At 67.1% G+C, this 25451-nt stretch carries 28 protein-coding genes; 12 read left to right on the top strand and 16 right to left on the bottom strand.

Annotated elements, in window-relative coordinates; all coding sequences use genetic code 11:
• Window positions 1-67: 67 nt before the first annotated feature.
• Complete coding sequence (locus tag AX692_RS01865) at window positions 68-256, top strand: hypothetical protein (RefSeq protein WP_073974799.1); 189 nt, start codon at window positions 68-70, stop codon at window positions 254-256.
• Window positions 257-281: 25 nt separating this feature from the next.
• Here the strand turns inward: AX692_RS01865 and AX692_RS01860 are convergent, their stop codons facing one another.
• From AX692_RS01860 to tyrS, 6 genes are all read right to left on the bottom strand, one after another.
• Window positions 282-887, bottom strand: a complete 606-nt coding sequence (locus AX692_RS01860; RefSeq protein WP_073977546.1) for a hypothetical protein — start codon at window positions 885-887, stop codon at window positions 282-284.
• Between the two features lie 79 nt (window positions 888-966).
• Window positions 967-1437, bottom strand: a complete 471-nt coding sequence (locus tag AX692_RS01855) for a GNAT family N-acetyltransferase (RefSeq protein ID WP_073975833.1) — start codon at window positions 1435-1437, stop codon at window positions 967-969.
• Window positions 1438-1449: 12 nt separating this feature from the next.
• A complete protein-coding gene (gene cysK / locus AX692_RS01850) occupies window positions 1450-2370 on the bottom strand; it encodes a cysteine synthase A (RefSeq protein ID WP_073975832.1) in 921 nt (306 codons plus the stop codon).
• Entirely contained in the window at window positions 2367-3659 is a 1293-nt protein-coding gene (locus AX692_RS01845; protein ID WP_073975831.1) for an MFS transporter, read from the bottom strand. Before AX692_RS01845 ends, cysK begins: the two co-directional genes overlap by 4 nt.
• Window positions 3660-3720: 61 nt before the next feature.
• Window positions 3721-4059: a PilZ domain-containing protein gene (locus tag AX692_RS01840; RefSeq protein ID WP_073975830.1), complete on the bottom strand. Its 339-nt coding sequence runs from the start codon at window positions 4057-4059 to the stop codon at window positions 3721-3723.
• 107 nt (window positions 4060-4166) lie between these two features.
• The gene (gene tyrS / locus AX692_RS01835) at window positions 4167-5396 is read right to left on the bottom strand and encodes a tyrosine--tRNA ligase (protein ID WP_073975829.1); all 1230 of its coding nucleotides are present in this window, start codon (window positions 5394-5396) and stop codon (window positions 4167-4169) included.
• A gap of 91 nt (window positions 5397-5487) precedes the next feature.
• On the opposite strand from tyrS, the gene AX692_RS01830 reads away from it, so the two are divergent.
• Window positions 5488-6021 (top strand): hypothetical protein, encoded by a 534-nt coding sequence (locus AX692_RS01830; RefSeq protein ID WP_073975828.1) that lies wholly within the window; start codon window positions 5488-5490, stop codon window positions 6019-6021.
• Here the strand turns inward: AX692_RS01830 and AX692_RS01825 are convergent.
• Complete coding sequence (locus AX692_RS01825) at window positions 5987-6502, bottom strand: TspO/MBR family protein (RefSeq protein ID WP_073975827.1); 516 nt, start codon at window positions 6500-6502, stop codon at window positions 5987-5989. The two genes, AX692_RS01830 and AX692_RS01825, sit on opposite strands and share 35 nt — an antisense overlap.
• Before the next feature lie 88 nt (window positions 6503-6590).
• Between AX692_RS01825 and AX692_RS01820 the strand changes: the two genes are divergently transcribed.
• Both AX692_RS01820 and AX692_RS01815 read left to right on the top strand, forming a co-directional pair.
• Entirely contained in the window at window positions 6591-7790 is a 1200-nt protein-coding gene (locus tag AX692_RS01820) for an exo-beta-N-acetylmuramidase NamZ domain-containing protein (RefSeq protein WP_073975826.1), read from the top strand.
• Between the two features lie 76 nt (window positions 7791-7866).
• On the top strand, window positions 7867-9159 hold the full coding sequence (locus AX692_RS01815) for a spinster family MFS transporter (protein ID WP_073975825.1): 1293 nt from the start codon (window positions 7867-7869) through the stop codon (window positions 9157-9159).
• Here the strand turns inward: AX692_RS01815 and AX692_RS01810 are convergent.
• Genes AX692_RS01810 through AX692_RS01800 form a run of 3 tightly spaced genes read right to left on the bottom strand, consistent with a single transcriptional unit; the run spans window position 9156 to window position 11626 of the window.
• Window positions 9156-9998, bottom strand: coding sequence for a DUF817 domain-containing protein (locus tag AX692_RS01810; protein WP_073975824.1), 843 nt, complete (start codon window positions 9996-9998; stop codon window positions 9156-9158). The two genes, AX692_RS01815 and AX692_RS01810, sit on opposite strands and share 4 nt — an antisense overlap.
• 33 nt (window positions 9999-10031) lie before the next feature.
• A complete protein-coding gene (locus AX692_RS01805) occupies window positions 10032-10385 on the bottom strand; it encodes a hypothetical protein (protein ID WP_073975823.1) in 354 nt (117 codons plus the stop codon).
• Window positions 10386-10441: 56 nt separating this feature from the next.
• A complete protein-coding gene (locus tag AX692_RS01800; protein ID WP_073975822.1) occupies window positions 10442-11626 on the bottom strand; it encodes a vWA domain-containing protein in 1185 nt (394 codons plus the stop codon).
• A gap of 152 nt (window positions 11627-11778) precedes the next feature.
• On the opposite strand from AX692_RS01800, the gene AX692_RS01795 reads away from it, so the two are divergent.
• A complete protein-coding gene (locus AX692_RS01795) occupies window positions 11779-13179 on the top strand; it encodes a methyl-accepting chemotaxis protein (RefSeq protein WP_073975821.1) in 1401 nt (466 codons plus the stop codon).
• Here AX692_RS01795 and AX692_RS01790 read toward each other — a convergent pair.
• From AX692_RS01790 to AX692_RS01780, 3 genes are all read right to left on the bottom strand, one after another.
• Window positions 13164-13613, bottom strand: a complete 450-nt coding sequence (locus AX692_RS01790) for a GFA family protein (protein WP_081095065.1) — start codon at window positions 13611-13613, stop codon at window positions 13164-13166. The genes AX692_RS01795 and AX692_RS01790 overlap by 16 nt on opposite strands.
• 5 nt (window positions 13614-13618) lie before the next feature.
• Window positions 13619-14479 carry an AAA family ATPase gene (locus AX692_RS01785; RefSeq protein WP_073975820.1) on the bottom strand — a complete coding sequence of 287 codons (861 nt, stop codon included), beginning with the start codon at window positions 14477-14479 and terminating at the stop codon, window positions 13619-13621.
• An 81-nt stretch (window positions 14480-14560) separates the two neighbouring features.
• The gene (locus AX692_RS01780; RefSeq protein WP_196489974.1) at window positions 14561-15865 is read right to left on the bottom strand and encodes a serine hydrolase; all 1305 of its coding nucleotides are present in this window, start codon (window positions 15863-15865) and stop codon (window positions 14561-14563) included.
• A 96-nt stretch (window positions 15866-15961) separates the two neighbouring features.
• Here AX692_RS01780 and AX692_RS01775 point away from each other — a divergent pair, with 96 nt between their 5' ends.
• Both AX692_RS01775 and AX692_RS01770 read left to right on the top strand, forming a co-directional pair.
• A complete protein-coding gene (locus AX692_RS01775; RefSeq protein ID WP_073975818.1) occupies window positions 15962-17176 on the top strand; it encodes an alpha/beta fold hydrolase in 1215 nt (404 codons plus the stop codon).
• A 67-nt stretch (window positions 17177-17243) separates the two neighbouring features.
• On the top strand, window positions 17244-18431 hold the full coding sequence (locus AX692_RS01770; RefSeq protein ID WP_073975817.1) for a glycosyltransferase family 87 protein: 1188 nt from the start codon (window positions 17244-17246) through the stop codon (window positions 18429-18431).
• On the opposite strand, the gene AX692_RS01765 is transcribed toward AX692_RS01770, so the two are convergent.
• The 3 genes from AX692_RS01765 to AX692_RS01755 form a co-directional block, all read right to left on the bottom strand.
• A complete protein-coding gene (locus AX692_RS01765) occupies window positions 18428-18784 on the bottom strand; it encodes a hypothetical protein (protein WP_073975816.1) in 357 nt (118 codons plus the stop codon). The genes AX692_RS01770 and AX692_RS01765 overlap by 4 nt on opposite strands.
• Window positions 18777-20777, bottom strand: coding sequence for a DNA topoisomerase IV subunit B (parE, locus tag AX692_RS01760; RefSeq protein WP_073975815.1), 2001 nt, complete (start codon window positions 20775-20777; stop codon window positions 18777-18779). The genes AX692_RS01765 and parE overlap by 8 nt, the downstream gene beginning before the upstream one ends.
• Window positions 20778-20867: 90 nt before the next feature.
• On the bottom strand, window positions 20868-22085 hold the full coding sequence (locus AX692_RS01755; RefSeq protein WP_081095064.1) for a penicillin-binding protein activator: 1218 nt from the start codon (window positions 22083-22085) through the stop codon (window positions 20868-20870).
• Window positions 22086-22111: 26 nt separating this feature from the next.
• Between AX692_RS01755 and rsmI the strand changes: the two genes are divergently transcribed.
• From rsmI to AX692_RS01730, 5 genes are read left to right on the top strand one after another with little or no spacing between them, the layout of a single operon-like run.
• The gene (gene rsmI / locus AX692_RS01750) at window positions 22112-22984 is read left to right on the top strand and encodes a 16S rRNA (cytidine(1402)-2'-O)-methyltransferase (RefSeq protein WP_073975813.1); all 873 of its coding nucleotides are present in this window, start codon (window positions 22112-22114) and stop codon (window positions 22982-22984) included.
• On the top strand, window positions 22981-23358 hold the full coding sequence (locus tag AX692_RS01745) for a YraN family protein (RefSeq protein WP_073975812.1): 378 nt from the start codon (window positions 22981-22983) through the stop codon (window positions 23356-23358). The genes rsmI and AX692_RS01745 overlap by 4 nt, the downstream gene beginning before the upstream one ends.
• Window positions 23359-23374: 16 nt before the next feature.
• Window positions 23375-24340 (top strand): glutathione synthase, encoded by a 966-nt coding sequence (gene gshB, locus AX692_RS01740; RefSeq protein WP_073975811.1) that lies wholly within the window; start codon window positions 23375-23377, stop codon window positions 24338-24340.
• Between the two features lie 40 nt (window positions 24341-24380).
• On the top strand, window positions 24381-24770 hold the full coding sequence (locus AX692_RS01735; protein WP_073975810.1) for a limonene-1,2-epoxide hydrolase family protein: 390 nt from the start codon (window positions 24381-24383) through the stop codon (window positions 24768-24770).
• A 60-nt stretch (window positions 24771-24830) separates the two neighbouring features.
• Entirely contained in the window at window positions 24831-25448 is a 618-nt protein-coding gene (locus AX692_RS01730; RefSeq protein ID WP_073975809.1) for a DedA family protein, read from the top strand.
• Window positions 25449-25451 lie beyond the last annotated feature (3 nt).

Below are 25451 nucleotides of genomic sequence, written 5' to 3'. Positions count from 1 at the left end.
CGGCAGCCGCCCTCGACCCGTGCATGGGGGCTGCCTTCGCTTGTGAGGCTTCGACCGACCAACGGGGTTGCGCCCCCGGAAGGACTACGAACAGATCCTGACCCGCTCGATCAGCGGCACACCGATCGAACGGACCCTGGTCGCCTACAAGACCGAACTGACGGTCCGCCTGCTCGATGACGCCGCGAGCGAGCCGGATGCGCTTGACGCCGTGGCGGTCATCGACGCGCTCGGTCCGGTCTATTACGGCGATTGATCGCGGCGTGCGGGGGTGACGCGAACTACTCGAGCATCCCCATCATGCGCTGCGAGCTGACCTTCATCTTGAGGCTCGTGCGAGCCGCCGCAGCGGGACGCTCCCACTGGCTGGCCGAGCGGGCCGAGACCACCCGGGGGCGAGCCGGGGCCGGGTCAGCCTCCGGCTGCGCGGAAGCCGCAGCCGCAGCCGGTGCGGGAGCCGCAACAGGGGCGGGTGCGGGGGCAGGACGAGCTACGCGAACCGGCTCGGGCTGGGGCGCGGCGGGCTCCTGTTCCGGCTCGGGTTCCGGCTCGGGCTCGGGCTCGAGCGCAAGAGGAGCGGGTGGCGGCGGTGCGACGGCTGCGGGTTGGGGCGCAGGCTCCGGCTCCGGCGCGGGTGCGGGCGTGAGGGCCTGCGCGACCGGCGCCGCCACCGGCGCAGCATGGCTCGGCGCCGCCTCCGCGTGCGCTTCGGCCAGCCCGGCGAGGATCTTCTCGGCCACCTCTTCAATCGTGCCCACCACCAGAAGCGGCTGCCCGCCGACGATGCCGACATTGGTCTGCCCGTTCTCGGCGGTGCGCAGCCACGCCACGTTCGAGGCCACGACGAGATAATTGCCGCCGCGCGATTCGAGCTTGATGAACTTCATGGGCGACACATCCCGGGCAAAGACCTGATTGCAACGGCAATCGCGCCCGAGGGTTACGCGCTCAGGGTTAAGAAATGGGTTATCGTGACCGCGGGGCGACGTCGAGGACAGGGTGAAGACTGTCGGTCTGTAGCGGTTTCATCATGAAGTAATGCGGATAGTAGGGCGCGGGCCCATCGATCTGGCCGATGACCGAAAAGCCATGCGATTCGTAGAACGCCTTGGCCTGGAAGGCATAGGTATCGAGCCGCAGGTGGTGGCAATGGCGCCGCCGAGCTTCAGCCTCGGCCCTTTCGAGCAGAACAGTGCCCCAGCCCTGACCTCGCAGGGGTTCCGACAGGGCAAGGATGTCGATAAGAAACCCGCCCCACCGCGACAGGCCAATCAATGCGCCGACTAGAACGCCATGTTCGTCCTTGAGGAGCAGGGCATAGTCGTGATTGTCGAGCTCTGGGACGCGGGCGCGGGTGAACTCACGCAGGATTTCAAGCGCGGCGGCGCAGTCCTCGCCGCCCGGCGAGTCCGTTTCGTGCAGCGATATCGCGCCCATCGCCGGTGATTGTCACTCGACCGGCAGGAAGTCGGGAACCGAGAGGTAACGCTCGCCCGTGTCGTAGTTGAAGCCGAGCACGCGGCTGCCCGCGGGCAGATCGGCGAGCTTGCCGGCGATCGCGGCCAGCGTTGCGCCGCTCGAGATGCCGACCAGCATCCCTTCCTCACATGCGGCGCGGCGGGCCATCTCCTTGGCCTCATCGGCATCGACGGGAATCGCGCCGTCGATCGCGTTGGTGTGAAGGTTGCCCGGAATGAACCCCGCGCCGATCCCCTGGATCGGGTGCGGGCCGGGCTGGCCGCCGTTGATGACGGGCGAGAGCGCAGGCTCGACGCCATAGGCCCTCATCGCCGGCCAGTGCTTCTTCAATTCCTCCGCGCAGCCGGTGAGGTGCCCGCCGGTGCCGACCCCGGTGATCAGCACGTCGATCGGGGATTCGGCGAAATCGGCGAGGATCTCCTGCGCGGTGGTGCGGGCGTGGACCGCGACGTTTGCGGGATTGTCGAACTGGCTCGGCATCCATGCGCCGGGCGTCTGCGCCACCAGTTCCATCGCCCGCTCGATCGCGCCCTTCATGCCCTTCTCGCGCGGGGTGAGGTCGAAGCTCGCGCCATAGGCGAGCATCAGGCGGCGACGCTCGACCGACATCGATTCGGGCATCACCAGCACGAGGCGGTAGCCCTTGACCGCGGCGACCATGGCAAGCCCGATACCGGTGTTGCCGCTGGTGGGCTCGACGATGGTGCCGCCCGGCTTCAATGCGCCGCGCGCCTCGGCATCCTCGACCATCGCGAGCGCGATGCGGTCCTTGATCGAGCCGCCGGGGTTCGCCCGCTCGGACTTCACCCACACCTCGTGGTCGGGAAACAGCCGCGCAAGGCGGATATGCGGGGTGCCGCCGATGGTGGCGAGGATGCTGTCAGCCTTCATGTCGATACCTCTCGTTTAAGCTCTTGCGGCTCGAAGCTGCGGGCGCGGCGCAACTCGGGGAAGTACCACGCCCAGACCAATGTCACGACTATCGCACCCGCGCCGCCGAATACAACCGCGCCGAGCGCCCCGAGCAGCGCCGCGGCGAGCCCGGACTGCATCTCGCCCAATTCGTTCGAGGCGGAGATCGCAAGTCCCGAGATCGAGGACACTCGCCCGCGCTTGTCATCGGGGGTGAACAGTTGGACGAGCGAGCTTCTGATGAAGACCGAGATCATGTCCACCGCGCCCATCATCGCCAGTATCGCCAGCGACAGGACGAAGTATCGCGAAAAGGCAAAGGCGATGGTCAGCGCCCCGAAGGCCGCGACCGCCCACAGCATCTTCACCCCGACCTCGCGCTGGAGCGGGCGGAAGGACAGCCACAGCGCCACGCTCGCCGCGCCCAGGGCAGGGGCGGCGCGCATCAGCCCGAGCCCCTCGGGCCCCACGAACAGGATGTCGCGCGCGAAGACCGGCAGCAGCGCCGTGGCTCCCGCCAGCAGCACCGCGAAAAGATCGAGCGTGATGCAGCCGAGCAGGAACCGCTCGCGCCAGACATAGATCATGCCCTCGGTAATCTGCTTCAAAGGCTTGAGGCGCGGTCCGTCCTGCTTGGCGCGCACGGGGCGCACGGTGAGAATCAGCAGCATCGAGCAGCCGAGCATCGCGGCGGAAAGCGCGTGGGGCAGCCACTCGGCCTGGGCAAAGATCAACCCGCCCACCGCCGGGCCGGCCACGCTCGCGGTCTGCCAGGCGATCGAGGACAGCGCGATGGCGCGCGGCAGCAGGGCAGGGGGGACGATGTTGGGCGCGATGGCGCTCATCGAGGGGCCGAGAAAGACCCGCGCCGCGCCGTGGGCAGCGGCGAGGGTGAAGAGGATCGGCAGGCTCAAGGCATCGGCCCAGGTCGCCCACGCCAGCACCACGGCCACGAGGCCGTCGATCCCGTTGGCGAAGGCTGCGACATGGCGGCGGTCGAAGCGGTCGGCGGCGAGCCCCGCGACCGGGGTCAGCAGGAACAGCGGCACGAATTGCGCAAGCCCCAGCAAGCCCAGCTGGAACGAGGCCTCGGCCACGCTCATCCCGTAATCGTCGCGCGCCACGGCGTAGAGCTGATAGCCGAGCAGCACCACCATCGACATGGTCGCAAACACGCCCATGAAGCGGGCGAGCCAGTAGCGCCGGTAATCGCCGATCTGGAGCGGGGAGGCAGGTTCGGTCACAGCGTCGGTCACGCCGCGCGCCATGGCAGGCGGCGGCGATGCTGCCAAGCAGGGGAAACTTGTCCCCCCTCGACTTTATGTTGCCTCAGCGCGGGCGGCGCAGGCGCGGATTGGGCTGGAGCTGGTCGATGATCGCGACGAAATCGTCGAGCCGGATGATCCGCTCGAACTGGAAGCCTGCGCGGTTGTCGCGGGTCCAGATCACATAGGCCTCGATCCGGCCGACGACCGGTAGGCGGATGATGATGCGGTCGCCGCGCTGGAGGCGCTCGCCATTGTCGACCATGAAGCCGTGGGCGGAGAGATTGCAGACGTGAAGGTGCAGGTCGCCCTGCACGAAATGCTCGACGATGGCCGGAAAATCGACCGGGTGCCGTGCTGCACGGCGCAAGTCGGTCACGCTGAGATTAGCTCCACCTGCCACGTCGTGCGATCCTTCCCTCCGTCTGGGTCACAGAAAAGGGAAATGGCGCAGAAAGCCTGACAATTGGTAAAGGCCCCGGGGGGGGGCGCAAACCCTGCGGGACAGGCTTACCGCGTCACGAGCGCGTGCCGCTTCTTGCCGAGGCTGAGGCGCAGGGTCTGGCCCGCGGCGGGCAGAACCAGCTGCGCCGGATCGCTCACCGTCTCGCCCTCGAGCTTCACCGCACCCTCGGCAAGCTTGCGCTTGGCCTCGCCGCCCGAGGCGGTGAGGCCGAGTGCGGTGAGGAGGGCGGCAAGACGCATGCCTTCGGGGCCGGTGGCGATGCTCGGTAGATCCTCGCCTGCGCCGCTGCCCGCGAAAGTTTCGCGCGCGGTGACTTCGGCGCGGGTCGCGGCGTCTTCCCCCCGAACGAGCTTGGTGACTTCGTTGGCGAGGATCACCTTGGCCGCGTTGATCTCGGCCCCTTCGATCGCTTCGAGGCGGTTGATCTCATCCAGCGGCACATCGGTGAACAGACGCAGGAACCTGCCGACATCGCGGTCGTCGACATTGCGCCAATATTGCCAGAAGTCGTAGGCTGGGAGCATGTCCTCGTTGAGCCAGATCGCGCCCGAGACCGACTTGCCCATCTTCTGCCCGTCCGCACGAGTGATGAGGGGCGCGGTCACCCCGTAGACCTCGGTTCCGTCGATCCGTCGGGCGAGTTCGATGCCGTTGACGATATTGCCCCATTGATCGCTGCCGCCCAGCTGCAACCTGCACCCATGTTCCCTTGAGAGCACCACAAAATCATACGCCTGCATGATCATGTAGTTGAATTCGAGGAAGGTCAGCGGCTGTTCGCGGTCGAGCCGCAGGCGGACCGAATCGAAGGTCAGCATGCGGTTGACGGTGAGATGCCTGCCGACCTCGCGCAGTAGTTCGATGTAGCCGAGTTTGCTGAGCCAGTCGTCGTTGTTGATGAGCAGCGCGCCTGTCTTGCTGTCGTCGAAGCGCAGGATCTTGCGGAAGCTGTCCTTGATCGAGGCGATGTTGCTCGCCAGCACCGCGTCGGTGAGCATCTGGCGGGTCTCGTCCTTGCCCGAAGGGTCGCCGACCTTTGCGGTGCCGCCGCCCATGATCACGATCGGCCGGTGTCCTGCCTGCTGGACGCGGCGCAATAGCATGATCGAGGCGAGATTGCCGATGTGAAGCGAGGACGCGGTGGGATCGAAGCCGACATAGGCCGTGATCACTTCGGTGCGCGCAAGCTTGTCCAATGCAACCGGATCGGTCACCTGGTGAATATGGCCCCGCTCGTCGAGGAGGCGAAGAAGGTCGGACTGGTAGGTGCTCATGGCGGTTCCGTAGTTTTGGGCGCCCCTATCAGGCCCGGCGCACGGCGTGAAGTGGCTTGCCGGAGGCGCGCCGGGTCGGCACACAGGCGCGATGCACCCGCTGATGCTCCACGTCGCCTGCGACCTCGGCCCTGTCCGCGCCGTCACCGCCTCGGTGACCGCCACCGCGCAGGGGTGCGAGGCGGAATTCGTCCTCGACGGGGACGTGCAACGGATCGTCATCCCCCCGGCATCGATCCCTGCACGACATGACAACCTGTGGCAGACGACCTGCTTCGAGATCTTCTGGCAGCCGCTCGGCGGGAAGGCCTATCGCGAGTTCAACCTCTCGCCCTCCGGCCAGTGGGCGGCCTACGACTTCGATTCCTTCCGCGCCGGGATGCGCGATGCGCCCGTGGACGCGCTCGCCATCGCCTGCTCGCATGATGCGGCGGGTCTGGTGCTGCGCGCCAGCATCGCCGCCGATCTGCCCGCGCCCGCGCAGGTCGCGCTCAACGCCGTGGTCGAACATGCCGATGGCAGCAAGCAGTACTGGGCGCTCGCCTTCCCGCCCGGCAAGCCCGAGTTCCACTCGGAAGCCAACCGCGCGCTTATTGTCGAGCGCGAGGATCCGGCTCTCCGGTGACGAAAGGCCGGTTGAGCTGCACGATCTTCAGGTTGAGCACGAAAGCGAAGCTCACCCAGATGAAATAGGGCACGTTGAGCCAGCCGACAAAGGGGTTGTCGACCAGGCGCGGCAGCACGACCATCAGGCCGACGACCGAAAGCCACAGGAAGACATTCTCGGCGAGCGCCCAGTCGGGGCGCTTCAGCTTGAAGAACAGCGGCGACCACGCGAAGTGGAGCACGAAATTGGCGATGAACAGCGCCCACACCCCCGTCCTCGCCTCGGGCGAGGGGGCTTCGGTGAGGCCGATGTAGAAGCTCCACCCGGCAAGCCCGAGGATGATCGTCCAGGCCGGGCCGAACAGCCAGTCGGGCGGCTGCCACGCAGGCTTGCGCAAGTGGTGATACCACCCGCCGATCTCGGTCAGCGCGCCGCCTGCGCCGCCGAGGATGATCGCCCAGCCGGCGGCGATGGCTACGGCTGTCCAGTCGATGTCCATGCCGGATTAACTGGCACAGTGGGAGCAATGTTCCCAGGCTTTCGCAGCGGCATTGCCTTTGCGCGCGCGCTGTTCCATCGCTTGGCACATGAAGAACGGCATCGACCGGCTGCTCGCCGACCCCGAACTCCTCAGCCAGCTCAAGGGCCGCCGCGTGGCGCTGGTGGCGCACCCGGCAAGCGTTACGGCAGACCTCACACACAGCCTCGACGCACTGATTGCGGCCGGGGTCAACGTGAACAGCGCTTTCGGTCCGCAGCACGGCCTCAAGGGCGACAAGCAGGACAACATGGTCGAGACCGCGGACGAGATGGATCCGCGCTACGGCATCCCGATCTTCTCGCTCTATGGCGAGGTGCGCCGCCCGACGGGGCAGATGATGTCGAGCGCGGACGTCTTCCTGTTCGATCTGCAGGACCTCGGCTGCCGGATCTACACCTTCGTCACCACCCTGCTGTATCTGCTCGAGGAAGCGGCCAAGGCGGGCAAGGAGGTGTGGGTGCTCGACCGGCCCAATCCCGCCGGCCGCCCGGTCGAGGGCACGCTGCTGGTGCCGGGGCAGGAGAGCTTCGTCGGCGCCGCCCCGATGCCGATGCGCCACGGCCTCACCATGGGCGAAATGGGCCACTGGTTCATAGAGCATTTCGGCCTCGACGTCGCCTACAAGGTGGTGGCGATGGAGGGCTGGCGTCCCGATGCGGATGACGGCTTCGGGTGGCCGGCGTCACGCCTGTGGATCAATCCCTCGCCCAATGCCGCCAACCTCAACATGGCACGCTGCTATGCCGGGACGGTGATGCTGGAGGGCACGACGCTGTCCGAAGGGCGCGGCACCACGCGGCCCCTTGAGGTGCTGTTCGGCGCGCCGGACATCGACGCGGGCGGTGTGCTCAAGGTGATGAACAAGCTCGCACCCGAGTGGCTAGCGGGCTGCGCGATCCGCGAATGCTGGTTCGAACCGACTTTCCACAAGCACGCAGGAACGCTCTGCAACGCGTTGATGATCCACGCGGAAGGTACTTTTTACGATCACCACAGCTTCAAGCCCTGGCGCATGCAGGCGCTCGCCTTCAAGGCAATCCGCATGCTCTATCCCGATTACCCGCTGTGGCGCGACTTTCCTTACGAGTACGAACTCACCCGCCTCGCGATTGACGTCATCAACGGCGGGCCGGGGTTGCGCGAATGGGTTGATGATCCCGCCGCCCGCCCGGCCGATCTTGACGCCATGACGTCACATGACGAGGCCGCATGGGTTGCCGAGGTGCGAGCACACCTGCTTTACTGAATGTGACGCCATGTCGCCCTAGCGCATGGCACAGGCGGATGGCGGAGCAACCGTCACCGATGGGAGAGAGACAGGAATGGCAACCGCGGCAGCGAGCGGCACCGGCGTGCAATCGGCAAGGCTCACCTTGTGGATCCTGCTGACGGTCTACATCTTCAACTTCATCGACCGCCAGATCGTCAACATCTTGGCCGAGCCGATCGCGCGCGACCTGGAGCTGTCCGACACCCAGATCGGGCTGATGACCGGCCTCGCCTTCGCGCTGTTCTACACCGTGCTCGGCATCCCTATTGCCCGTTTTGCCGACCGCGAGACGACCAGCCGCCCACGGCTGATCGCGGTGGCGCTCGCGCTGTGGTCGGGGATGACGGCGCTGTGCGGGCTGGCGCAGAACTTCTGGCAATTGCTGCTCGCGCGGATCGGGGTGGGGGTGGGCGAGGCCGGGTGCACGCCGCCGGCGCATTCGCTGATCAGCGACATGGTGCCCCCTGAAAAGCGCGCCTCGGCGCTGGCGTTCTATTCGCTCGGGATTCCGGTCGGCTCGTTGCTGGGCATGGTGATCGGCGGACTGCTGGCCGATTTCCTCGGATGGCGCGAGGCCTTCGTGGTGGTGGGACTTCCCGGCGTCGCGCTGGCGCTGGTGGTTTGGTTCATGCTGAGGGACCCGCGCCGCTCCGACGCCGCGTCGGTGCTGCGCGCCAAGAGCCAGCCCGCCGCTCTGCCGCTGGGTCAGGCGGTGGCTGAAGTCATGCGCTCGCGCGCCTTCGTCCTGCTGGTCTGCGCGGGGTCGGCAGCCTCCTTCTTATCTTATGGCAAGACCACCTGGACGACGATCTTCTTCCAGCGCACCCATGACCTGTCGCCGGGGGAGGTGGGCCTGTCGTTCGGTCTGCTCGGCGGCGCGGCGGGGATTCTCGGCACGTGGCTCGGCGGCTACCTCGCCGACCGGTTTGGTGCGACCAACCGCCGCCATGTGCTGAGCGCGCCCGCAATCGGCATGGCGCTGGCAGTGCCGCTCGCGATCGCCGCCTACCATGCGCCGAGCTGGCCGCTGGCGCTGGCGCTCCTGTTCCTGCCGACCGTGTTCAACTCGCTCTACTACGGACCGACCTATTCGGCTGCGCAGGGCCTCGTTCCGCTGCGCGCGCGGGCGATCGCTGCGGCGGTGCTGCTGTTCTTCCAGAACCTGATCGGGCTGGGGCTCGGCCCGCTGTTCTTCGGGATGCTGTCCGATTGGCTGCAACCGGCCTATGGAGCCGACTCGGTGCGCTACGTGCTCTACGGCGCGGCGGTGCTGGGGCTGGTGCCGGCGTTTTTCTTCTGGCGGTGCAGCCTGCATCTCGACCGCGAGCTGGACCGGAAGGGCTAGTCGGGTGCGCGCACGGGCTGCACCAGCGTCACCAGCACGAAGCTGATCAGCATCAGCAGATACCAGCTGCCATATTTGGCGATGCTGACCATGCGCCATTTCTGCTCCTGCCCGGGATAGTTCCAGGCATTGGCGAAGGTGGCGATGTTCTCGGCAAACCAGATGAACAGCGCGACGAGACCGAAGCCGACGAGCAAGGGCATCCAGCGATGCGCGCGCCAGTTCCGGAAGTGGACGCGGGTGCGCCAGAAGATCACCGCCGTGGCGGCAAACAGTCCCCAGCGGATGTCGAGGGTGAAGTGGTGGGTGAAGAAGTTGACGTAGATCGCCGCTGCCAGCGCCCATGTCGTCCACGCGGGCGGGTAGTGGCTGAAGCGAAAATCGAAGATCCGCCACACCCGCGCAATGTAGCTGCCGACCGCGGCATACATGAACCCCGAGAACAGCGGCACCGCGCCGATGTGGAGCACGCTCTCCTCAGGGTAGGTCCATGACCCGGCGGAGGTCTTGAACAGTTCCATCACCGTGCCGACGACGTGAAAGATGAGGATGACGCGAGCTTCTCGCCACGTTTCTAACCGGAAGGCCAGCATGCCTGCCTGAATGGCGATGGCGGCCAGCGTCAGAAAGTCATAGCGGTGGAGCGGCGCGCCCTCGGGATAGAGCAGGTGCGTGCCGAGCAAGAGCGCCAGCAATAGGCCCCCGAACAGGCAGGCCCAGCCCTGCTTGAAGCCGAACAGCAGGAACTCGTATAGCCACAAGCGCCAGCCGGTGCCGGGATCGAAGGCTTCGAGCCGGAGGCGGACGGCTTTGAAGCGGGTATGGCGGGGCGGTGTCATCCGCCGCTGGATTGCTGAAGTCGTTAGCGCCCGTCAACGACGACGGCGGATCTCGGCCATTTCCTCAGCGGAGGGCTTCAGCGGAACGCGGGGCTGGAGGCTGGGGCTCATCGTCAGAACCACCGAGCAGCCGTCGATCCGCCGATCGACCGCATAGATATATTGCCCCATATCCGCCGTGGCGGGCCCGCGTTCGAAGCGAGGCTGCTGTCCGGGATTGTCAGCCGTAGGCAGCTTGGCGTCGCGGCATTTGGGGCCAACCAGAAAGTCCGGCCGCAACTCGCGCCCGGCCGCTTCCGGGGCGGCAATGGTGATGGAGTGCGGGGCAGGGGGGACTTCGCTCGCCTCGAGAAGGGCGATGACAAGCGGCAATGCGATATGTTGCATGGTAGTCTCCTCGGGCCGAGGGATACCACAATATCACATGATTCAAAAGGCTTCGCTCACGCCCCGTGCTTCCGGCTCAGTTCCCGCATCGCGTCATCCAGCCCGTCGAGCGTCAGCGGAAACATCCTATCGCCCACCAGCTGCTTGATCATCTTGGTCGACTGCGAATAGCCCCACTGCTTTTCCGGCACCGGGTTGAGCCACACGGTCGCGGGGTAAGTGTTAGTCACGCGCTGGAGCCACACCGCGCCCGCTTCCTCGTTCATGTGCTCGACGCTGCCGCCGGGATGGGTGATCTCGTAGGGGCTCATCGCCGCATCGCCCACGAACACGATCTTGTAGTCGTGCCCGTATTTGTGGAGCACGTCCCAGGTCTTGGTGCGTTCCTGCCAGCGGCGCTTGTTGTCCTTCCACACGCCTTCGTAGAGGCAGTTGTGGAAGTAGAAGAATTCGAGGTTCTTGAACTCCGCCGTGGCGGCGCTGAACAGCTCCTCCACCAGCTTGATGAAGGGGTCCATCGAGCCGCCGACGTCGAGGAACAGCAGCAGCTTGACGGCATTGCGCCGCTCGGGCCGCATGCGGATGTCGAGCCAGCCCTGCTTGGCGGTGCCCTCGATGGTGCCGGGAATGTCGAGCTCGTCCGCCGCGCCTTCGCGGGCGAAGCGGCGCAGGCGGCGCAGCGCCATCTTGATGTTGCGGGTGCCGAGTTCCTTGGTGTTGTCGAGGTTCTTGAACTCGCGCTTTTCCCAGACCTTGATCGCGCGCCCGTGCTTGGCCTCGCCGCCGATCCGCACGCCTTCGGGGTTGTAGCCCGAATTGCCGAAGGGGCTGGTGCCGCCCGTGCCGATCCACTTGTTGCCGCCCTGGTGGCGCTTTTCCTGTTCCTCGAGCCGCTTCTTGAGCGTCTCCATGATCTCGTCCCAGTCGCCCAGCGACTTGATCGCTTCCATCTCTTCGGGGGTCAGGAACTTCTCGGCCACCGCCTTCAGCCAGTCCTCGGGAATGTCGACCGGGTTCTGGCCGTAATCGGTCATGATCCCCTTGAAAACCTTCTGGAACACCTGGTCGAAGCGGTCGAGCAGGCCTTCGTCCTTCACGAAGGTGGCGCGCGAGAGGTAGTAGAACGCCTCGGGCGTCTGCTCGATCACGTCCTTGTCGAGCGCCTCCAGCAGGGTGAGGTGCTCCTTGAACGAGGCACCGATTCCGGCGGCCCTGAGCTCGTCGACGAAATTGAAGAACATGCTGGCACGCTTAACCCGCGTCCGGGCCGCTGACCAGTCCCCAATCTTGAGGAGGGCCGCGGTGCGACGGGGCATCGGGCAAGTCTTAACCCATTGCTTACCATCCTCTGCCTAGTGTTCCGCAAGACAAGCAACAGGGCAGCGACACGCATATGAACAGCCTCGCCATCGATACCGCCAACGCCCATGCCCTCGGGATGATCCCCGAGAGCTGCGGGGCGGTGACTGTCGGCTGCACAGATGTAGCGGGCGTCGTGGAGGCCGTGATCGCCTCGTCCAAGACGCTGCGTTCCGAGCACGAGGCACTGGCCGAGACCGTCCGCGCACTCGAGGCCGACCAGAGCAAGGTCGCCGAAGCCTCCGACGAGGCGCGGCTGTTGTCCGAACGCGCGATCGAGCGCCTTTCCGAGGGCACGGCGCTGATCCAGTCGTCGCTGGGCCAGATCGCCTCGCTGATCGAACTGGTCGACACATTGGGCCAGCACGTCACCAGCTTTTCGGCCGCGATGGAGCAGGTGCGCCGCTCCGCGCAGGACATTGGCGAGATTGCCGAGACGACCAATATCCTCGCGCTGAACGCCACCATCGAGGCTATGCGCGCTGGCGACGCCGGCCGCACCTTCGCGGTGGTCGCGAGCGAGGTGAAGAGCCTTGCCAACGACACCCGCAAGGCAACCGAGGAAATCGCCCACACCATCGATGCGCTCGGCGGCGAGGCCGAGGTCGTGATCGGGCGGATCGAGGCCGGTTCGAAAGCCAGCGGCGAGGCCCGCGCCAGCGTTGCGCGGATCGAGAGCACCATCGCCAACGTCGGCGCGCTGGTCGAGGAGGTCGACAAGCAGAACGACGTCATCGCCCGCTCGACCGGCACCATCAGCGGCCATGTCGACAAGGTCCAGCGCGTGCTGACCGGGTTCGATGCCGCCGCACGCAGCAACGAAGACCGGCTCCACGGTGCCCACCGCAAGATGGAGGAGCTGGAGATCACCGCCTCCGAGATGTTCGACCGCATCGTCCACGCCGGGCTCAGCCCCGAGGACAGCGCGATGGTTGCCCAGGCGCAGGCGATGATGCAGGAGGTCGCCGCGCACACCGAGGCGGCGCTGGCGCGCGGGGCGATCACCATCGCGGCGCTGTTCGACACCGATTACCAGAGCGTCCCCGGTACCAATCCGCCGCTGTTCCGCACGCGTCTCACCGACTGGGCGCATGCCGAGTGGCGTCCCTTCCTCGACCGCGCCAAGGCGAGCGATGCCCGTGTGCTGGCTGCGGCCTGCACCGACATGAACGGGTTCCTGCCCACCCACCTCACCGAGCGCAGCCGCACCCCCACCGGCGATATCAACCACGACACCCAGTTCTGCCGCAACGGCCGGATCATGCTCGAGGCGATCGACCGCAAGGCCAAGGTCTCCTCCGATGCCTACATGATGGCGGTCTATCGCCAGGAAGGCGACGGCGACAGCTACGTGGTGGTGCGCAATGTCTACGTCCCGCTCTACTTCGGCGGGCGGCGCTGGGGCGATTTCGAGCTCGCCTACAGCTTCGACTGAGGCAACCGGGGGGGCACGAGTTCCGCCGAACCGGGCCCCGCCTCAAGCACCGGCATGCCGGGAGGGAAAGGCGCCCAGCTTGGCGCGCTCCTGCCCCAGATGATCATGGTTGGCGGACAGATCTCCGGATCGTCGAGCGTGCCCGCGCGCACCCGCATCGGCAGCTTCGGGCCTTGCGTGGTACGGCTGTACATCTGCGAGCCGCACACCGAGCAGAACCCCCGCTCGACCGTGTTGCCGCTTTCGGCGACGCGGGTGATGCGGGTCATCTCGCCGGTGTAGGTGACGGCATCCTCGTCGAACAGAACGTTGACCGTCGCCGAACCGCTGGCGATCCGCTGGCAATCGCGGCACCAACACATCCGCGCACCCTGCGGTTCGGCAGCGATCGTGAAGCGCACCGCGCCGCAGAAGCAGCCGCCTTCGTGTGCCACGTTGCTCAGCTCGGGTTCCGCCGGGCCATGAAGGCGAGGCGTTCGAAGAGCATGATATCCTGCTCGTTCTTCAGAAGCGCGCCGTGCAGCGGCGGGATGGCGCTGGCCGGGTTCTTGTCCTGCAGCACTTCGAGCGGCATGTCCTCGTTGAGCAGCAGCTTGAGCCAGTCGAGCAGCTCGGAGGTCGAGGGCTTCTTCTTCAGCCCCGGCACCTCGCGCAGGTCGTAGAAGATGTCCATCGCCTTCTTGACCAGCGTCTTCTGGATGCCGGGGAAGTGGACGTCGATGATGTCCTGCATCGTCTCGCGGTCGGGGAACTTGATGTAGTGGAAGAAGCAGCGGCGCAGGAAGGCGTCGGGTAGCTCCTTCTCGTTGTTCGAGGTGATGACGACGATCGGGCGTTCCTTGGCCGTGATCCGCTCCTGCGTCTCGTAGACGTCGAAGCTCATGCGATCGAGCTCCTGCAAGAGGTCGTTCGGGAACTCGATATCGGCCTTGTCGATCTCGTCGATCAGCAGGACGGGCAGCTGGGGCGAGGTGAAGGCCTCCCACAGCTTGCCTTTCTTGATGTAGTTGCGGATGTCGTGGACGCGCTCTTCGCCGAGCTGGCCATCGCGCAGGCGGGCCACGGCATCGTATTCATACAGACCCTGCTGCGCCTTGGTGGTCGACTTGATGTTCCACTCGATCAGCGGAGCGCCCAGCGCCTTCGAGATTTCATGCGCCAGCACGGTCTTGCCGGTGCCAGGCTCGCCCTTGACCAGAAGCGGACGGCGCAGAGTGACGGCGGCATTGACCGCGACCTTGAGGTCCTCGGTCGCGATGTAGGACTTGGTGCCTTCGAAACGCTGCTGCTGGTCTGCCATGGGTTTTCCTGTGAGACTGAAATTTGCGCCAAGCGATAAGCGGGGCCGTCGCAGCGCGCAAGAGGGGTGGGGGCTGGCAAATCAGCGAGGCAGGAGCAGGATGCGCTGGGCGATGGCTTCCAGCTTGCCTTCGTCGACCACGGCGGCAGGGTTGTTCCACCCAAGGGTCAGCACCCAGTCGCGCCCCTCCTTGTCGGTGAGCAGCCAGGTGAGGTTGAGCACGCCCGGTTCACTCCCGCCCTTGAAGCCGATGTACCGCCAGTTGGCCTTGATGGCATCGGTCGCGGAAGGGTTGATGGCCATGATCCTGAAGGCCTCGGGGTCGGCGGTCTTGCGCATCCGGACGAAAAGCTGGGCAAGATCGGTAGGTGAGGCGAACCATTCGATGTCGAGCGCCTTGGGGCCATGCGCAAAGGCGGCGTTAATCTGATCGAGCGAGGGGTCTTCGGCAGCTAACACCACCTCGAGCACCGCCCGCTCGGCAGCATCGCCCTTGCGCCATTGGTCGAGCGTTTCCCGGTCGAAGGTCTTGAGCACGAATAGCTCGCGCGTTTTAAGGAACGGATCGTTGGCCGCGGGATCGCTGTGCCCGCTATCACGCATCAGCGTGAGGATCCGATCCTTCCCCAACACCCTGATCAACTGGTCGGTCGCGGTGTTGTCGCTGATCGAGATCACCAGGCTGGCAAGCGTGTGGAGCGTCACCGGCGCGCCCTTGGGCCAGGTCTGCAACTGCCCGCTGGGGTAGCTCTTCTCGGTGAGCGGCACGACGTCGGTCCACTTGCGCTTGCCCGCCTTCACATCCTCGGCCAGCGCAGCAAGGACATAAAGCTTGAATGCCGATCCCAGCGCGAGCGGCGTATCGGGATTGCGGCTGATCAATGGCGCGCCGCCGAGCGGGCCGAACCATGCGTTGACGCTTCCCGGCAGCGCAGCGAGGTCGGCGGCGATCTTCGCGGGCGTGTCGCCTGCCACCGCGAGCGAATCCACCGAGGTGAAGCGCAACTCGTTGATGCGGTTGTTTTCCGCAGGGTCGAGCGCGATCCCGCCCTTGGCAATCCCCCGCTCGAAGCGGATCTCGAGCGCGGCCCGCGTACCCTCGCGCGGGGCCAGAAGACTGACCTCAAGCGCGCGGCCGAATTGGCCGGTGAGGTTCGCGCTCAGCGCCTTGATCTGCGCATCGGCAATCGCAGCGCGAAAGCTGGCGGTGAAGATTTCCTCGGGCTGTACCTCGCCGTTCAGCAGCTCCACCACCTGAAGGCTGCGCGCTTCAAGCGCGGTCGGTTCGGCGGGCTGCGCTTGCGCTGCCGCTGTCTGCGCGCTGGCCGGACAGCTCGCCATGACGCCGACCGCCAAGGCAATTGCGTGAAAGACAGGGGACTTCATCGGCTCTCTCCTCGCTCGCGCCGGGGGGACGCGGGCAGGTGACACGTCGCACGCCTTACGCCACAATTCCAGAGCCCTGGCCGCTGGAGACCGATCATGCCGACCGAAACGCTCGCCTTCCCGACCTCTGCGGGCCACACCCTCGAAGGCGCGCTCGAACTGCCCACCGGGCTGGTGCGCGGGGCCGCGCTGTTTGCGCATTGCTTCACCTGCACCAAGCAGAGCCGCGCCGCGGTCGCCGTGTCACGCGCGCTGGCGCGGCAGGGGATCGCCTGCCTCAGGTTCGACTTCACCGGGCTCGGCGGGAGCGAGGGTGATTTCGGGCGCGCAGGCTTCGCCACCGACATGGCCGATCTGGTCGCCGCTGCCGACGCGCTCGCCGCGCGCTTCGATGGCCCGCTGCTGCTGGTGGGTCACAGCCTTGGCGGCGCGGCGGTGCTAGCGGCGGCAGCGCTACTCGGCGAGGCCAAGGTCGCCGCCATCGCGACCATCGGCGCGCCCTCCGACGTGCCGCATGTGCTCCACGTGATCGAGGGCGATCACGACGCGATCCGGCGCGACGGGGCGGGGCCGGTCCGGATCGGGGGGCAGTCGTTCACGCTCAGCGCCTCGTTCCTCGATGCGGCGGGTGACGTCGATCTGCTGGAGGTGGTCGGCACGCTCAGGGTCCCGTTCCTGTGCCTCCATTCGCCCACCGACACCATCGTCGGGATCGAGCACGCCGCCGCCTTGTTCGAGGCCGCCTTCCACCCCAAGAGCTTCGTCAGCCTCGCGGGCGCCGATCACTTGCTGACCCGCGCCGAGGACGCCAGTTTCGCCGCCACCATGATCGCGGGCTGGGCGGGGCGCTACCTGCCGCTGCGTTCCGACTGGCCGATGCCTGCCGAGGGCGTGGTGGTGCAGACCGGCCACGGGAAGTTCGGTACCGAGGTTCACACCACCGCCCACCGCTTCATCGCCGACGAGCCGCGTTCCTATGGCGGGGACGAAAGCGGGCCGACGCCCTACGACCTGTTGCTCGCCGCGCTCGGCACCTGCACGGCGATGACGATGAAGATGTATGCCGACCAGAAGGGCTGGGCGTTCGAAGGCGCGCGCATCCACCTCACTCACGAGCGCAACCATGCCGAGGACTGCGCGCACATGCTCGAGGAGGGCGCGAAGGTGCAGGCGCTCAACCGGGTGATCACGCTGCTGGGCGACGCGCTGACCGCCGAACAGCGCGACAAGATCATCGCGATCGCCGACAAGTGCCCGGTGCACCGCACGCTCGAGGGCCATCTGCATATCCATACCGCGACCGCCGAATAGCGACTTTCCCCGAGGCTGTGCGCGGGCGCGGTGGACTTGCGCGGCCCTGCGGGGCAGACGCAAGGCCATGGGGCGCGATGTGATCCGCAAGGCAGAATGGCTCGAGCCCGGGCGGGTGCGCGGCTATCTGCTGCTGCTCGCGCTGGTGAATGCGGGGGCGCTTGCCTATCTGCTGCTGACCCAGAAAGGCGGGGTGGATGCCAACGGCTTCCTGATCGGCACCGATTTCATCAGTTTCTGGACCTCGGGGCGGATGCTCCTGGCAGGCGCGAACGTCTACGACACCGCCGCGCATGTCGAGGCGCAGCGCGAATTCTATGCGATGCCGGGCGAATACACCGCCTTCTTCTATCCGCCCAATTTTCTCCCCTTCGTTTGGCCGTTGGGCCTGCTGCCCTATTTCCCCGCGCTCGCCGCCTGGCTGGCGGTAACGGGGGCGGCGTTCCTCGCGGCGATCCGGGCGTGGTTCCGCGCGCTCGGGCTCAAGGGCCCAGCGCTGGTGCTGATCGCGGCCTTCCCGCCGGTGTTCGTGACGCTAACCCACGGGCAGACCTCCTTCCTGGTGGCGGCGCTGCTCGGGGGCGGGCTACTGCTGGTGGAGCGGCGCCCGTGGCTGGCGGGCGTGCTGATCGGGCTCGCGACGATCAAGCCGCAGTTCGGCCTCCTCGTGCCGCTCGCACTCCTCGCGAGCGGGCAGTGGCGCACCATTGTGGGCGCGGGCGCGGCAGCTTTGGCGCTCGCGGCGCTGGCGGCAGCGGCGTTCGGGCCGCAAGTGTGGGCCGATTGGCTCGCGATCACCCGCACCGCCAGCACGGCGACGGCGGACGGCAATATCGGGTTCGCCAAGATGGTGAGCGTGTTCGCCGGGCTCAGCCTCCTCGGCGTGCCTGCAGCGGCGGCGATGGCGGTGCAGGGGGCGGTGTCGCTGGCGCTGGCGGGAGCGGTGGTCAGGGCGGGTTGGCTGCGCGCCTTCACCCCGGGCCTTGCTGCGCTGGTGCTGGCAGGAGCCCCGCTCGCAACGCCCTTCGTGCTCGATTACGACATGGTGCTGACGGCCTTCCCGCTGGCCTTCCTCTTCGCCCGCGCGCGGGAGACGGGCTTTGCCGACTGGGAGCGCATCACCATCGCCGCGGTCTTTGCAGGCGCAGCATTCGCGCGGCCGCTGGCGATAAATCTCGGCGTGCCGATCATGCCGCTGCTGCTGGCCGCGCTGTTCGTGCTGGTGTTCCGGCGGGTGCGGAGCGAGCCGACCTAGCCGCGCGCCGCAGCGCCGAGGCAGACAAGCCCGAGCTGCAGCGCCAGCATCAGCGCGGTCGCAATCCGCCATCCGGCTCCCGCCGCCTTCATCCCCCGATCCCAGGTCCACGCACCCAGCACGCCGGTGGCCGCAGCGGCGAGCGTGATCGTGACCCACGCTGGCTTGGCGAGCAGAACGATGAACAAGAAGGTCAGCACCACCATTTGGAGCAGGAAGGCGGCGGTGAACCAGGCGATCGGCACCGGGCGATAGGCGGCATCGGGCATGTGCCAGTCGGGCAGCGCGGTGTCGGGCCGGGCGATGCGGCGGTCGCCGGCCATGATGTCGGCCACGTCGTCCTCGTCACGCATCGATCAGGTCGCGGTCCACGTCGCTCGCGCGGTTCTGGATGAAGTTGAAACGGTGCTCGGGGTTGCGCCCCATCAGCTCGTCGACGAGCCGGGCGACGCCTGCGCGCTGTTCGAATTCCTGCGGCAGGGTGATGCGGATCAGGCTGCGGCTTTCGGGCGCCATCGTGGTTTCGCGCAGTTGCTGCGGGTTCATCTCGCCAAGGCCCTTGAAGCGCGCGACCTCCACCTTCTTGCCCTTGAACACCGTCGCCTCCAGCTCCGCGCGGTGCGCATCGTCGCGGGCGTAGCGGCTCTCCTTGCCCGCCGTCAGCCGATAGAGCGGGGGCTGGGCGAGGAACAGGTGGCCGCGCCGCACGATGTCGGGCATCTCCTGAAAGAAGAACGTCATCAAGAGCGTCGCGATATGCGCGCCGTCGACATCGGCGTCGGTCATGATGATGATGCGGTCGTAGCGCAGGTTGGCCGCGTCGCAATCCTTGCGGGTGCCGCAGCCCATCGCGAGGATCAGGTCGGCGATTTCGCTGTTGGCGCGGATCTTGTCGGCGGTGGCGCTGGCGACGTTGAGGATCTTGCCACGGATCGGCAGGATCGCCTGCGATTTGCGGTCGCGCGCCTGCTTGGCGCTGCCGCCCGCAGAATCGCCCTCGACGATGAACAGCTCGGTCTCGCGCCCGCCTTCGCCGCTGCAATCGGTGAGCTTGCCGGGGAGGCGCAGCTTCTTGGCGTTGGTCGCGGTCTTGCGTTTGATCTCGCGCTCGGCCTTGCGCTTGAGGCGCTCGTCCATGCGCTCCATCACCTCGCCGAGCAGCGCCTTGCCGCGCTCCATATTGTCGGTGAGGAAGTGGTCGAAATGGTCGCGCACCGCGTTCTCGACCAGACGCGCGGCCTCGGGCGAAGTGAGTCGGTCCTTGGTCTGCGACTGGAACTGGGGATCGCGGATGAAAACGCTGAGCATCACCTCGCAGCCGGTCATGACATCGTCGGCGGTGATGTCCTTGGCTTTCTTCGCGCCCACCAGCTCGCCGAATGCACGAAGGCCGCGGGTCAATGCGGTGCGCAGGCCCTGCTCGTGCGTCCCGCCATCGGGGGTGGGCACGGTGTTGCAATACCAGCTCGTCGAACCGTCCGAGTAGAGCGGCCAGGCGAGTGCCCATTCGACCCGGCCCTGACCGATGCCGTCGATGCTCGGAAAATCCTGTGTGCCCGCAAAGGGCTGCGCGGTGACGCATTCGCGCGTGCCGATCTGCTCCGCGAGGTGATCGGCGAGGCCGCCCGGGAATTTGAACACGGCCTCGGCGGGGACGTCTTCCGACGCCAGCGAGGGGGCGCATTTCCAGCGGATTTCGACGCCCGCGAAGAGATAGGCCTTGGAGCGCGCCAGCTTGAACAATCGCTTGGGATTGAAGCTGCGATCACCGAAGATCTCGGGATCGGGCACGAAGCTCACCGTCGTGCCGCGCCGGTTGGGCGTGGGCCCGAGGTTCTGGATCGCGCCTTGCGTGACCCCGCGCGAAAATTCCTGCGCATAGAGCTGCTTCTCGCGCGCGACCTCGACGCGGGTGTGGACGGAAAGCGCGTTGACCACGCTCACGCCGACACCGTGAAGGCCGCCGCTGGTGGCATAGGCTTTCCCAGAGAACTTGCCGCCCGAATGCAGCGTCGAGAGGATCACCTCCAGCGTCGACTTGCCCGGGAACTTGGGGTGCTCGTCGACCGGGATGCCGCGGCCGTTGTCGGTGATCGACAGGCGGTTGCTTTCGTCGAGCCGCACCTCGATCCGGGTCGCGTGGCCCGCTACCGCCTCGTCCATCGCGTTGTCGAGCACTTCGGCGGCGAGGTGGTGGTAAGCGCGGTCATCGGTGCCGCCGATATACATGCCGGGGCGGCGCCGGACAGGCTCGAGCCCCTCGAGCACTTCGATGGCGCTGGCGTTGTAATCGCCGCTCGAAGTCGGGGTGTTGGCGAAAAGATCGTCGGGAGAGGTGTCGGCCATGCGCGCGGCTATACCCCGGCGCGCGCGCACCTCACAAGCCACCCCCCGCGCTTATACGCATCCTCGCCCGTGCAGCGTGCGGGCTTGGGATTACTTGCCGAAGCCCGCCGGTGCCGGATCGACCGCGATGACATCGCCGCCCTTGACCTCGCGTACTTCGAGCGCGCGCTCGACCACGCCGTTGCGGGCGAAGCGGAAGGCCCCGTCGACGCCGAGAAAGCCGCCCTTGTCGTAGAGCTGCTCGCGCGGAAAGGGCGCGCCGACCTTCCACTCGCGCGCGACGCGCAAGGTCAGCAGCACCGCGTCATAGCCCAGCGTCGCCACACGGAAGGGCTGGCCGCCGAAGCGCTGCGCGTAGCTGTCGGCAAAGCGGCCGAAGCGCTGGTCGGACACAGCCGAGAACAGTGCGCCTTCGAGGGACGGCGTGCGGGCAAGCGCCGCCTCGCCGCTCCACAGCTCGGTGCCGAGGATGCGGGTGCGGCTGCGCGCGGACTTGTTGAGCTCGCCTGCCGCATCGACCCCGAGCCGCGCCGAATCCGCGATCAACACGGTATCGTAGCCGCCCGCCGCGCGCAGCCGGGCGGCGGCGCTGACGATCGAGGTGTTGCCGCGGGCATAGCCCTCCTTGCGCACCAGCGAACCGCCGTAGTCGCGCAGCGCGTTCTCGAGCGAGAAGACCGCGCGGGTGCCGTAATCGCCCTCGGGCGCAAGCACCGCGAAGCGCGCCGCGCCGCGGCTGCGGGCGAACTGGACCGAGCGGCGGATCGACTGTTCGGGCAGGTGGCCGATCACGAAGACGTCCGCCGCCGCGACGCTCGCGTCATTGGCGAAGGCGATCACCGGCACCCCGGCCGGGCGCGCCGCGGCCTGTACCTGCGGGACGGCATCGGCGGTGAGCGGGCCGAGGATCAGCTTGTTGCCGTCCGCAATCGCCTTGCGCGCGGCGGTGGTCACCCCTTCGGAGGTGTCATAGGTGGTGATGCGCAGATTGTCCGCGCCGGTATCGAGCAGCGCCATGGTGGTCGCATCGGCGATCGCCTGGCCGACGGGGGCGGTATCGCCCGTCAGCGGCACCAGCAGCGCGATGCGGTGGCGGCCGGTGTCGGTCGGGAGCGCGGTCGCCGAAGGCTCGGGCGCGGGGGCGGGGGGCGGAGCGGTCACGACCTCGGTCTTGGGCACCACCGTGCAGGCGCTCGCCAGCAGTGCGGCGCCGGCGACCGCGAGGTTGCGGCCATGCAAGGCCCGCGCTGCGGCGGCCCACGGGCGGGCCCAATTCGTCGCCCAATTCGGCCCTCGCCAAAGCTTCATTCTTGCCGACCCCTCAGTCGTGCGCCATGGATCAACCGGTGAGACCCGAGGCGCTGCCATCCTTTCCCGCGTGGGAACCCGTAAGCGGGCTGTATATCCTTGCAACCCCGATTGGCAATCTTGGCGACATTACCCTGCGTGCGCTCGCCGTGTTGCAAGGCGCGAGCCTGATCGCCTGCGAGGATACGCGGGTGACGGGCAAGCTCCTGAAACACTACGGGATCAAGGCAAGGCTCCAGCGCCTCGACGATCATGCCGGGCCCGAAACCCGTGCACGCGTGATCGACGAGGCGAGGCAGGCGCCGGTCGTGCTGGTGTCGGATGCGGGCACGCCGCTGATCTCCGATCCGGGGTACCGGCTGGTGCGCGAGGCGCGCAGCGCGGGGGTGATGGTGACGAGCATCCCGGGGCCCTGCGCCGCGATTGCAGCGCTCGCGATGGCGGGTCTGCCGTCCGACCGCTTCCTGTTTGCAGGCTTCCTGCCGGTCAAGGACAAGGCACGGGCCGAGGCGCTCGAGGAGCTGGCGGGCGTGGCGGCGACGCTGGTGTTCTACGAAACCGCCCCGCGGCTCGAGAAGTCGCTGCTCGCGATCGCTCGGCTGTGGCCCGAGCGCGAGGTTGCGGTCGCGCGCGAGCTCACCAAGCTCCATGAGGAATGCCGCTCCGGCACCGCGGCGGTGCTGGCCGCGCATTACGCGGCGCACCCGCCCAAGGGCGAGATCGTGCTCCTCGTCGGCCCGCCTGCCCCGAGCGAGGCTCCGGTTCTCGATACCGACGCGCTGCTGCGCGCCGCGCTCGCCGAAGCGGGGCCGGGCAAGGCTGCCGGGATCGTCGCCAGGACGACCGGGATCGACCGCGCGACGCTTTATGCCCGCGCATTGGAACTGAAGAGCGCATGAGGCCGCCCCGCACCCCCGAACAGCGCCACGAGGCCGACCAGCGCGGCCGCCAGGGCGAGGCTCAGGCCGCCATGTGGCTCGCGCAAGCGGGCTGGCGGATCGTCGCCGAGCGGGTGAAGACCAAGGCGGGCGAGATCGATCTGATCGCCCGCAGACCCGGCCTCGTCGCCTTCGTCGAGGTCAAGTGGCGCGCCCGCGCCGCCGCGCTTGCCGACGCGATCGACGAGCGCCGCCTCGCGCGCGTCGCGGCGGCAGTCGAAATGGTGTGGCAAGACTATGCAACAGGGGGCGAGGACATCCGCATCGACGTCATCCTGCTTGCACCCGGCCACAGGCCCACCCACATCGAAAACGCCTGGATGCCCTTTGGCTGACACCTCGGAGTTCCCCATGAGTTTGCGCATCGCGGTCCAGATGGACCCCATCGACACGATCAAGATCGCGGGCGACAGCTCCTTCGCGCTGATGCTTGCCGCACAGGCGCGCGGATACACGCTTTTCGAATACCACGTCGAAAGCCTGACGCTCGACGAGGACGACCGCCTACACGCCCACGCCTTCCCGGTGACGGTGCAGCGGGTCGAGGGCAATCATTTCCAGCGGGGCGAGAAGGTGCGGCTCGATCTCGGCAGGGATGTGGACGTCGTGCTGATGCGGCAGGACCCGCCGTTCCACATGGGCTACATCACCGCGACCCACCTGCTCGAGCGGATCGGGCACGAGACGCTGGTGGTCAATGATCCGGCGAATGTGCGCAACAGCCCCGAAAAGGTGATGGTGCTCAATTACCGCCGATTCATGCCGCCGACGCTGGTGACGCGCAGCGTGGACGAGGTGCGGCGGTTCATGGCGAAGCACGGCGCGATCGTGGTCAAGCCGATCCACGGCAACGGCGGCAAGGCGATCTTCCGCATCGGCGACAACGCCGAGAACCTCACCGCCCTGTTCGAGGTCTTCAACCAGACCTGGCCCGAACCGCACATGGTCCAGCCCTTTCTCCCCGAGGTCGCCAAGGGCGACAAGCGCATCGTGCTGGTCGACGGCGAGGTCGCGGGCGCGATCAACCGCGTGCCGGGGGAGGGCGAGTTCCGCTCGAACCTCGCAATGGGCGGCTCGGCGCAGCCGACCGAGCTGACCGCGCGCGAGCAGGAAATCTGCGCCGCGCTCGGGCCCGACCTCAAGCGCCTCGGCCTCACCTTCGTCGGGATCGACGTGATCGGCGGACATTGGCTGACCGAAATCAACGTCACCTCGCCCACCGGCATTGTCGCCATCGACCGCTTCAACGGCACCGATACGGCAGGTGCGATCTGGGATGCGATCGCGCGGAGGGTTGCGGCATTGGGGGCGGGATGATAGCGCTCTTTGTAGCACATGCTACGGGAGTCGCTTCGCCATGTCCGGCCTGCTCGCCATCGTCCACCGCGTGATCTCGGCGATCGCCGCCAAGGATTACGACAGCGCGCTGCCCTTCTTCACCGAGGACTGCGAATACACCAACCTGCCGATGGGCAGCGTCACCGGCCCGCAAGGTGTCCGCGCGGTGCTCGAGCCGTTTTTCGCACCCACCATCGAAAACGATCTTGTCGTCCTGCGCTCGGCGGTCGAGGGCCTTACGGTGTTCACCGAGCGGCTCGACCGGCACCGGATCGAACGCGGGTGGGTGGAATTGCCGGTGACCGGCGTATTCGTCTTCCGCGAGCGCAAAATTGCGGTATGGCGCGAATATTTCGACCTCGGCACCCTGCTGCGGCAATGGCCGGAGCTGGCACCCGCCGCAACCTGACGGCGGCGCGCGTATCGTGCGGGGTCGGACACGCCAGACCACGGGACAATCGCGCACCTCATGACCGACTTCCTCCTCGAACTGCTCAACCAGGGCGGCTACATCGGGATCTTCCTGCTGATGGCGGCCGAGAACATCTTCCCGCCGATCCCGTCCGAGGTCATCATGGGCGGGGCCGGCGTGCTGGTCGCCAAGGGCGAGATGACCTTCTGGGCGGTGTGGATCGTCGCCACGCTGGGCACGGTCGCGGGCAACCTGTTCTGGTACTGGATCGGGGTGCGCTGGAGCGAGGAGCAATTGAAGGCGATCATCGACCGCTGGGGCCGGTGGCTGACCTTCGAGTGGGACGAATTCACCAAGGCGCGCGACATCTTCCGCAAATATGGCGACTGGATCGTGTTCCTGCTGCGCTTTTCGCCGATCCTGCGCACGATCGTCTCGCTGCCCGCGGGCCTTGCGGGCATGAAACTGTGGCGCTTCTGCCTGTTCACGGCGCTGGGTTCGGGGGTGTGGAACGCGATCCTGATCTTCGGCGGCCAGACGGCTGCCCCGCTGGTCGAGCGCTTCGAGAAGCTGGCGGGATACGGCGTCGTCGCCTTCGTGCTCGCGGGCGTGCTGTTCTACATCTACCGCGTGGTAACGTGGAAGCCGGTCAAGGCGCACGAGCAGGGCGAATGATCC

The organism is Erythrobacter donghaensis (assembly GCF_001557325.1).
In the GTDB taxonomy this organism is placed as follows: Bacteria; Pseudomonadota; Alphaproteobacteria; order Sphingomonadales; family Sphingomonadaceae; genus Erythrobacter; species Erythrobacter donghaensis_B.
This window is presented reverse-complemented; position numbering and strand designations above follow the sequence as displayed.

Excerpts from the sequence above, each read along its gene's own strand:
- AX692_RS01775 (WP_073975818.1), top strand. The coding sequence starts at position 15,962 with ATGCCGACCGAAACGCTCGCCTTCCCGACCTCTGCGGGCCACACCCTC.
- AX692_RS01820 (WP_073975826.1), top strand. The coding sequence starts at position 6,591 with ATGAAGAACGGCATCGACCGGCTGCTCGCCGACCCCGAACTCCTCAGC.
- AX692_RS01785 (WP_073975820.1), bottom strand. The coding sequence starts at position 14,479 with ATGGCAGACCAGCAGCAGCGTTTCGAAGGCACCAAGTCCTACATCGCG.
- AX692_RS01825 (WP_073975827.1), bottom strand. The coding sequence starts at position 6,502 with ATGGACATCGACTGGACAGCCGTAGCCATCGCCGCCGGCTGGGCGATC.
- AX692_RS01800 (WP_073975822.1), bottom strand. The coding sequence starts at position 11,626 with ATGTTCTTCAATTTCGTCGACGAGCTCAGGGCCGCCGGAATCGGTGCC.
- AX692_RS01845 (WP_073975831.1), bottom strand. The coding sequence starts at position 3,659 with ATGGCGCGCGGCGTGACCGACGCTGTGACCGAACCTGCCTCCCCGCTC.
- AX692_RS01795 (WP_073975821.1), top strand. The coding sequence starts at position 11,779 with ATGAACAGCCTCGCCATCGATACCGCCAACGCCCATGCCCTCGGGATG.
- AX692_RS01730 (WP_073975809.1), top strand. The coding sequence starts at position 24,831 with ATGACCGACTTCCTCCTCGAACTGCTCAACCAGGGCGGCTACATCGGG.
- AX692_RS01830 (WP_073975828.1), top strand. The coding sequence starts at position 5,488 with ATGCACCCGCTGATGCTCCACGTCGCCTGCGACCTCGGCCCTGTCCGC.
- tyrS (WP_073975829.1), bottom strand. The coding sequence starts at position 5,396 with ATGAGCACCTACCAGTCCGACCTTCTTCGCCTCCTCGACGAGCGGGGC.
- parE (WP_073975815.1), bottom strand. The coding sequence starts at position 20,777 with ATGGCCGACACCTCTCCCGACGATCTTTTCGCCAACACCCCGACTTCG.
- AX692_RS01860 (WP_073977546.1), bottom strand. The coding sequence starts at position 887 with ATGAAGTTCATCAAGCTCGAATCGCGCGGCGGCAATTATCTCGTCGTG.
- AX692_RS01755 (WP_081095064.1), bottom strand. The coding sequence starts at position 22,085 with ATGAAGCTTTGGCGAGGGCCGAATTGGGCGACGAATTGGGCCCGCCCG.
- AX692_RS01780 (WP_196489974.1), bottom strand. The coding sequence starts at position 15,865 with ATGAAGTCCCCTGTCTTTCACGCAATTGCCTTGGCGGTCGGCGTCATG.
- AX692_RS01770 (WP_073975817.1), top strand. The coding sequence starts at position 17,244 with ATGGGGCGCGATGTGATCCGCAAGGCAGAATGGCTCGAGCCCGGGCGG.
- AX692_RS01855 (WP_073975833.1), bottom strand. The coding sequence starts at position 1,437 with ATGGGCGCGATATCGCTGCACGAAACGGACTCGCCGGGCGGCGAGGAC.
- AX692_RS01810 (WP_073975824.1), bottom strand. The coding sequence starts at position 9,998 with ATGACACCGCCCCGCCATACCCGCTTCAAAGCCGTCCGCCTCCGGCTC.
- AX692_RS01815 (WP_073975825.1), top strand. The coding sequence starts at position 7,867 with ATGGCAACCGCGGCAGCGAGCGGCACCGGCGTGCAATCGGCAAGGCTC.
- AX692_RS01745 (WP_073975812.1), top strand. The coding sequence starts at position 22,981 with ATGAGGCCGCCCCGCACCCCCGAACAGCGCCACGAGGCCGACCAGCGC.
- gshB (WP_073975811.1), top strand. The coding sequence starts at position 23,375 with ATGAGTTTGCGCATCGCGGTCCAGATGGACCCCATCGACACGATCAAG.
- AX692_RS01805 (WP_073975823.1), bottom strand. The coding sequence starts at position 10,385 with ATGCAACATATCGCATTGCCGCTTGTCATCGCCCTTCTCGAGGCGAGC.
- cysK (WP_073975832.1), bottom strand. The coding sequence starts at position 2,370 with ATGAAGGCTGACAGCATCCTCGCCACCATCGGCGGCACCCCGCATATC.
- AX692_RS01735 (WP_073975810.1), top strand. The coding sequence starts at position 24,381 with ATGTCCGGCCTGCTCGCCATCGTCCACCGCGTGATCTCGGCGATCGCC.
- AX692_RS01765 (WP_073975816.1), bottom strand. The coding sequence starts at position 18,784 with ATGCGTGACGAGGACGACGTGGCCGACATCATGGCCGGCGACCGCCGC.
- rsmI (WP_073975813.1), top strand. The coding sequence starts at position 22,112 with ATGGATCAACCGGTGAGACCCGAGGCGCTGCCATCCTTTCCCGCGTGG.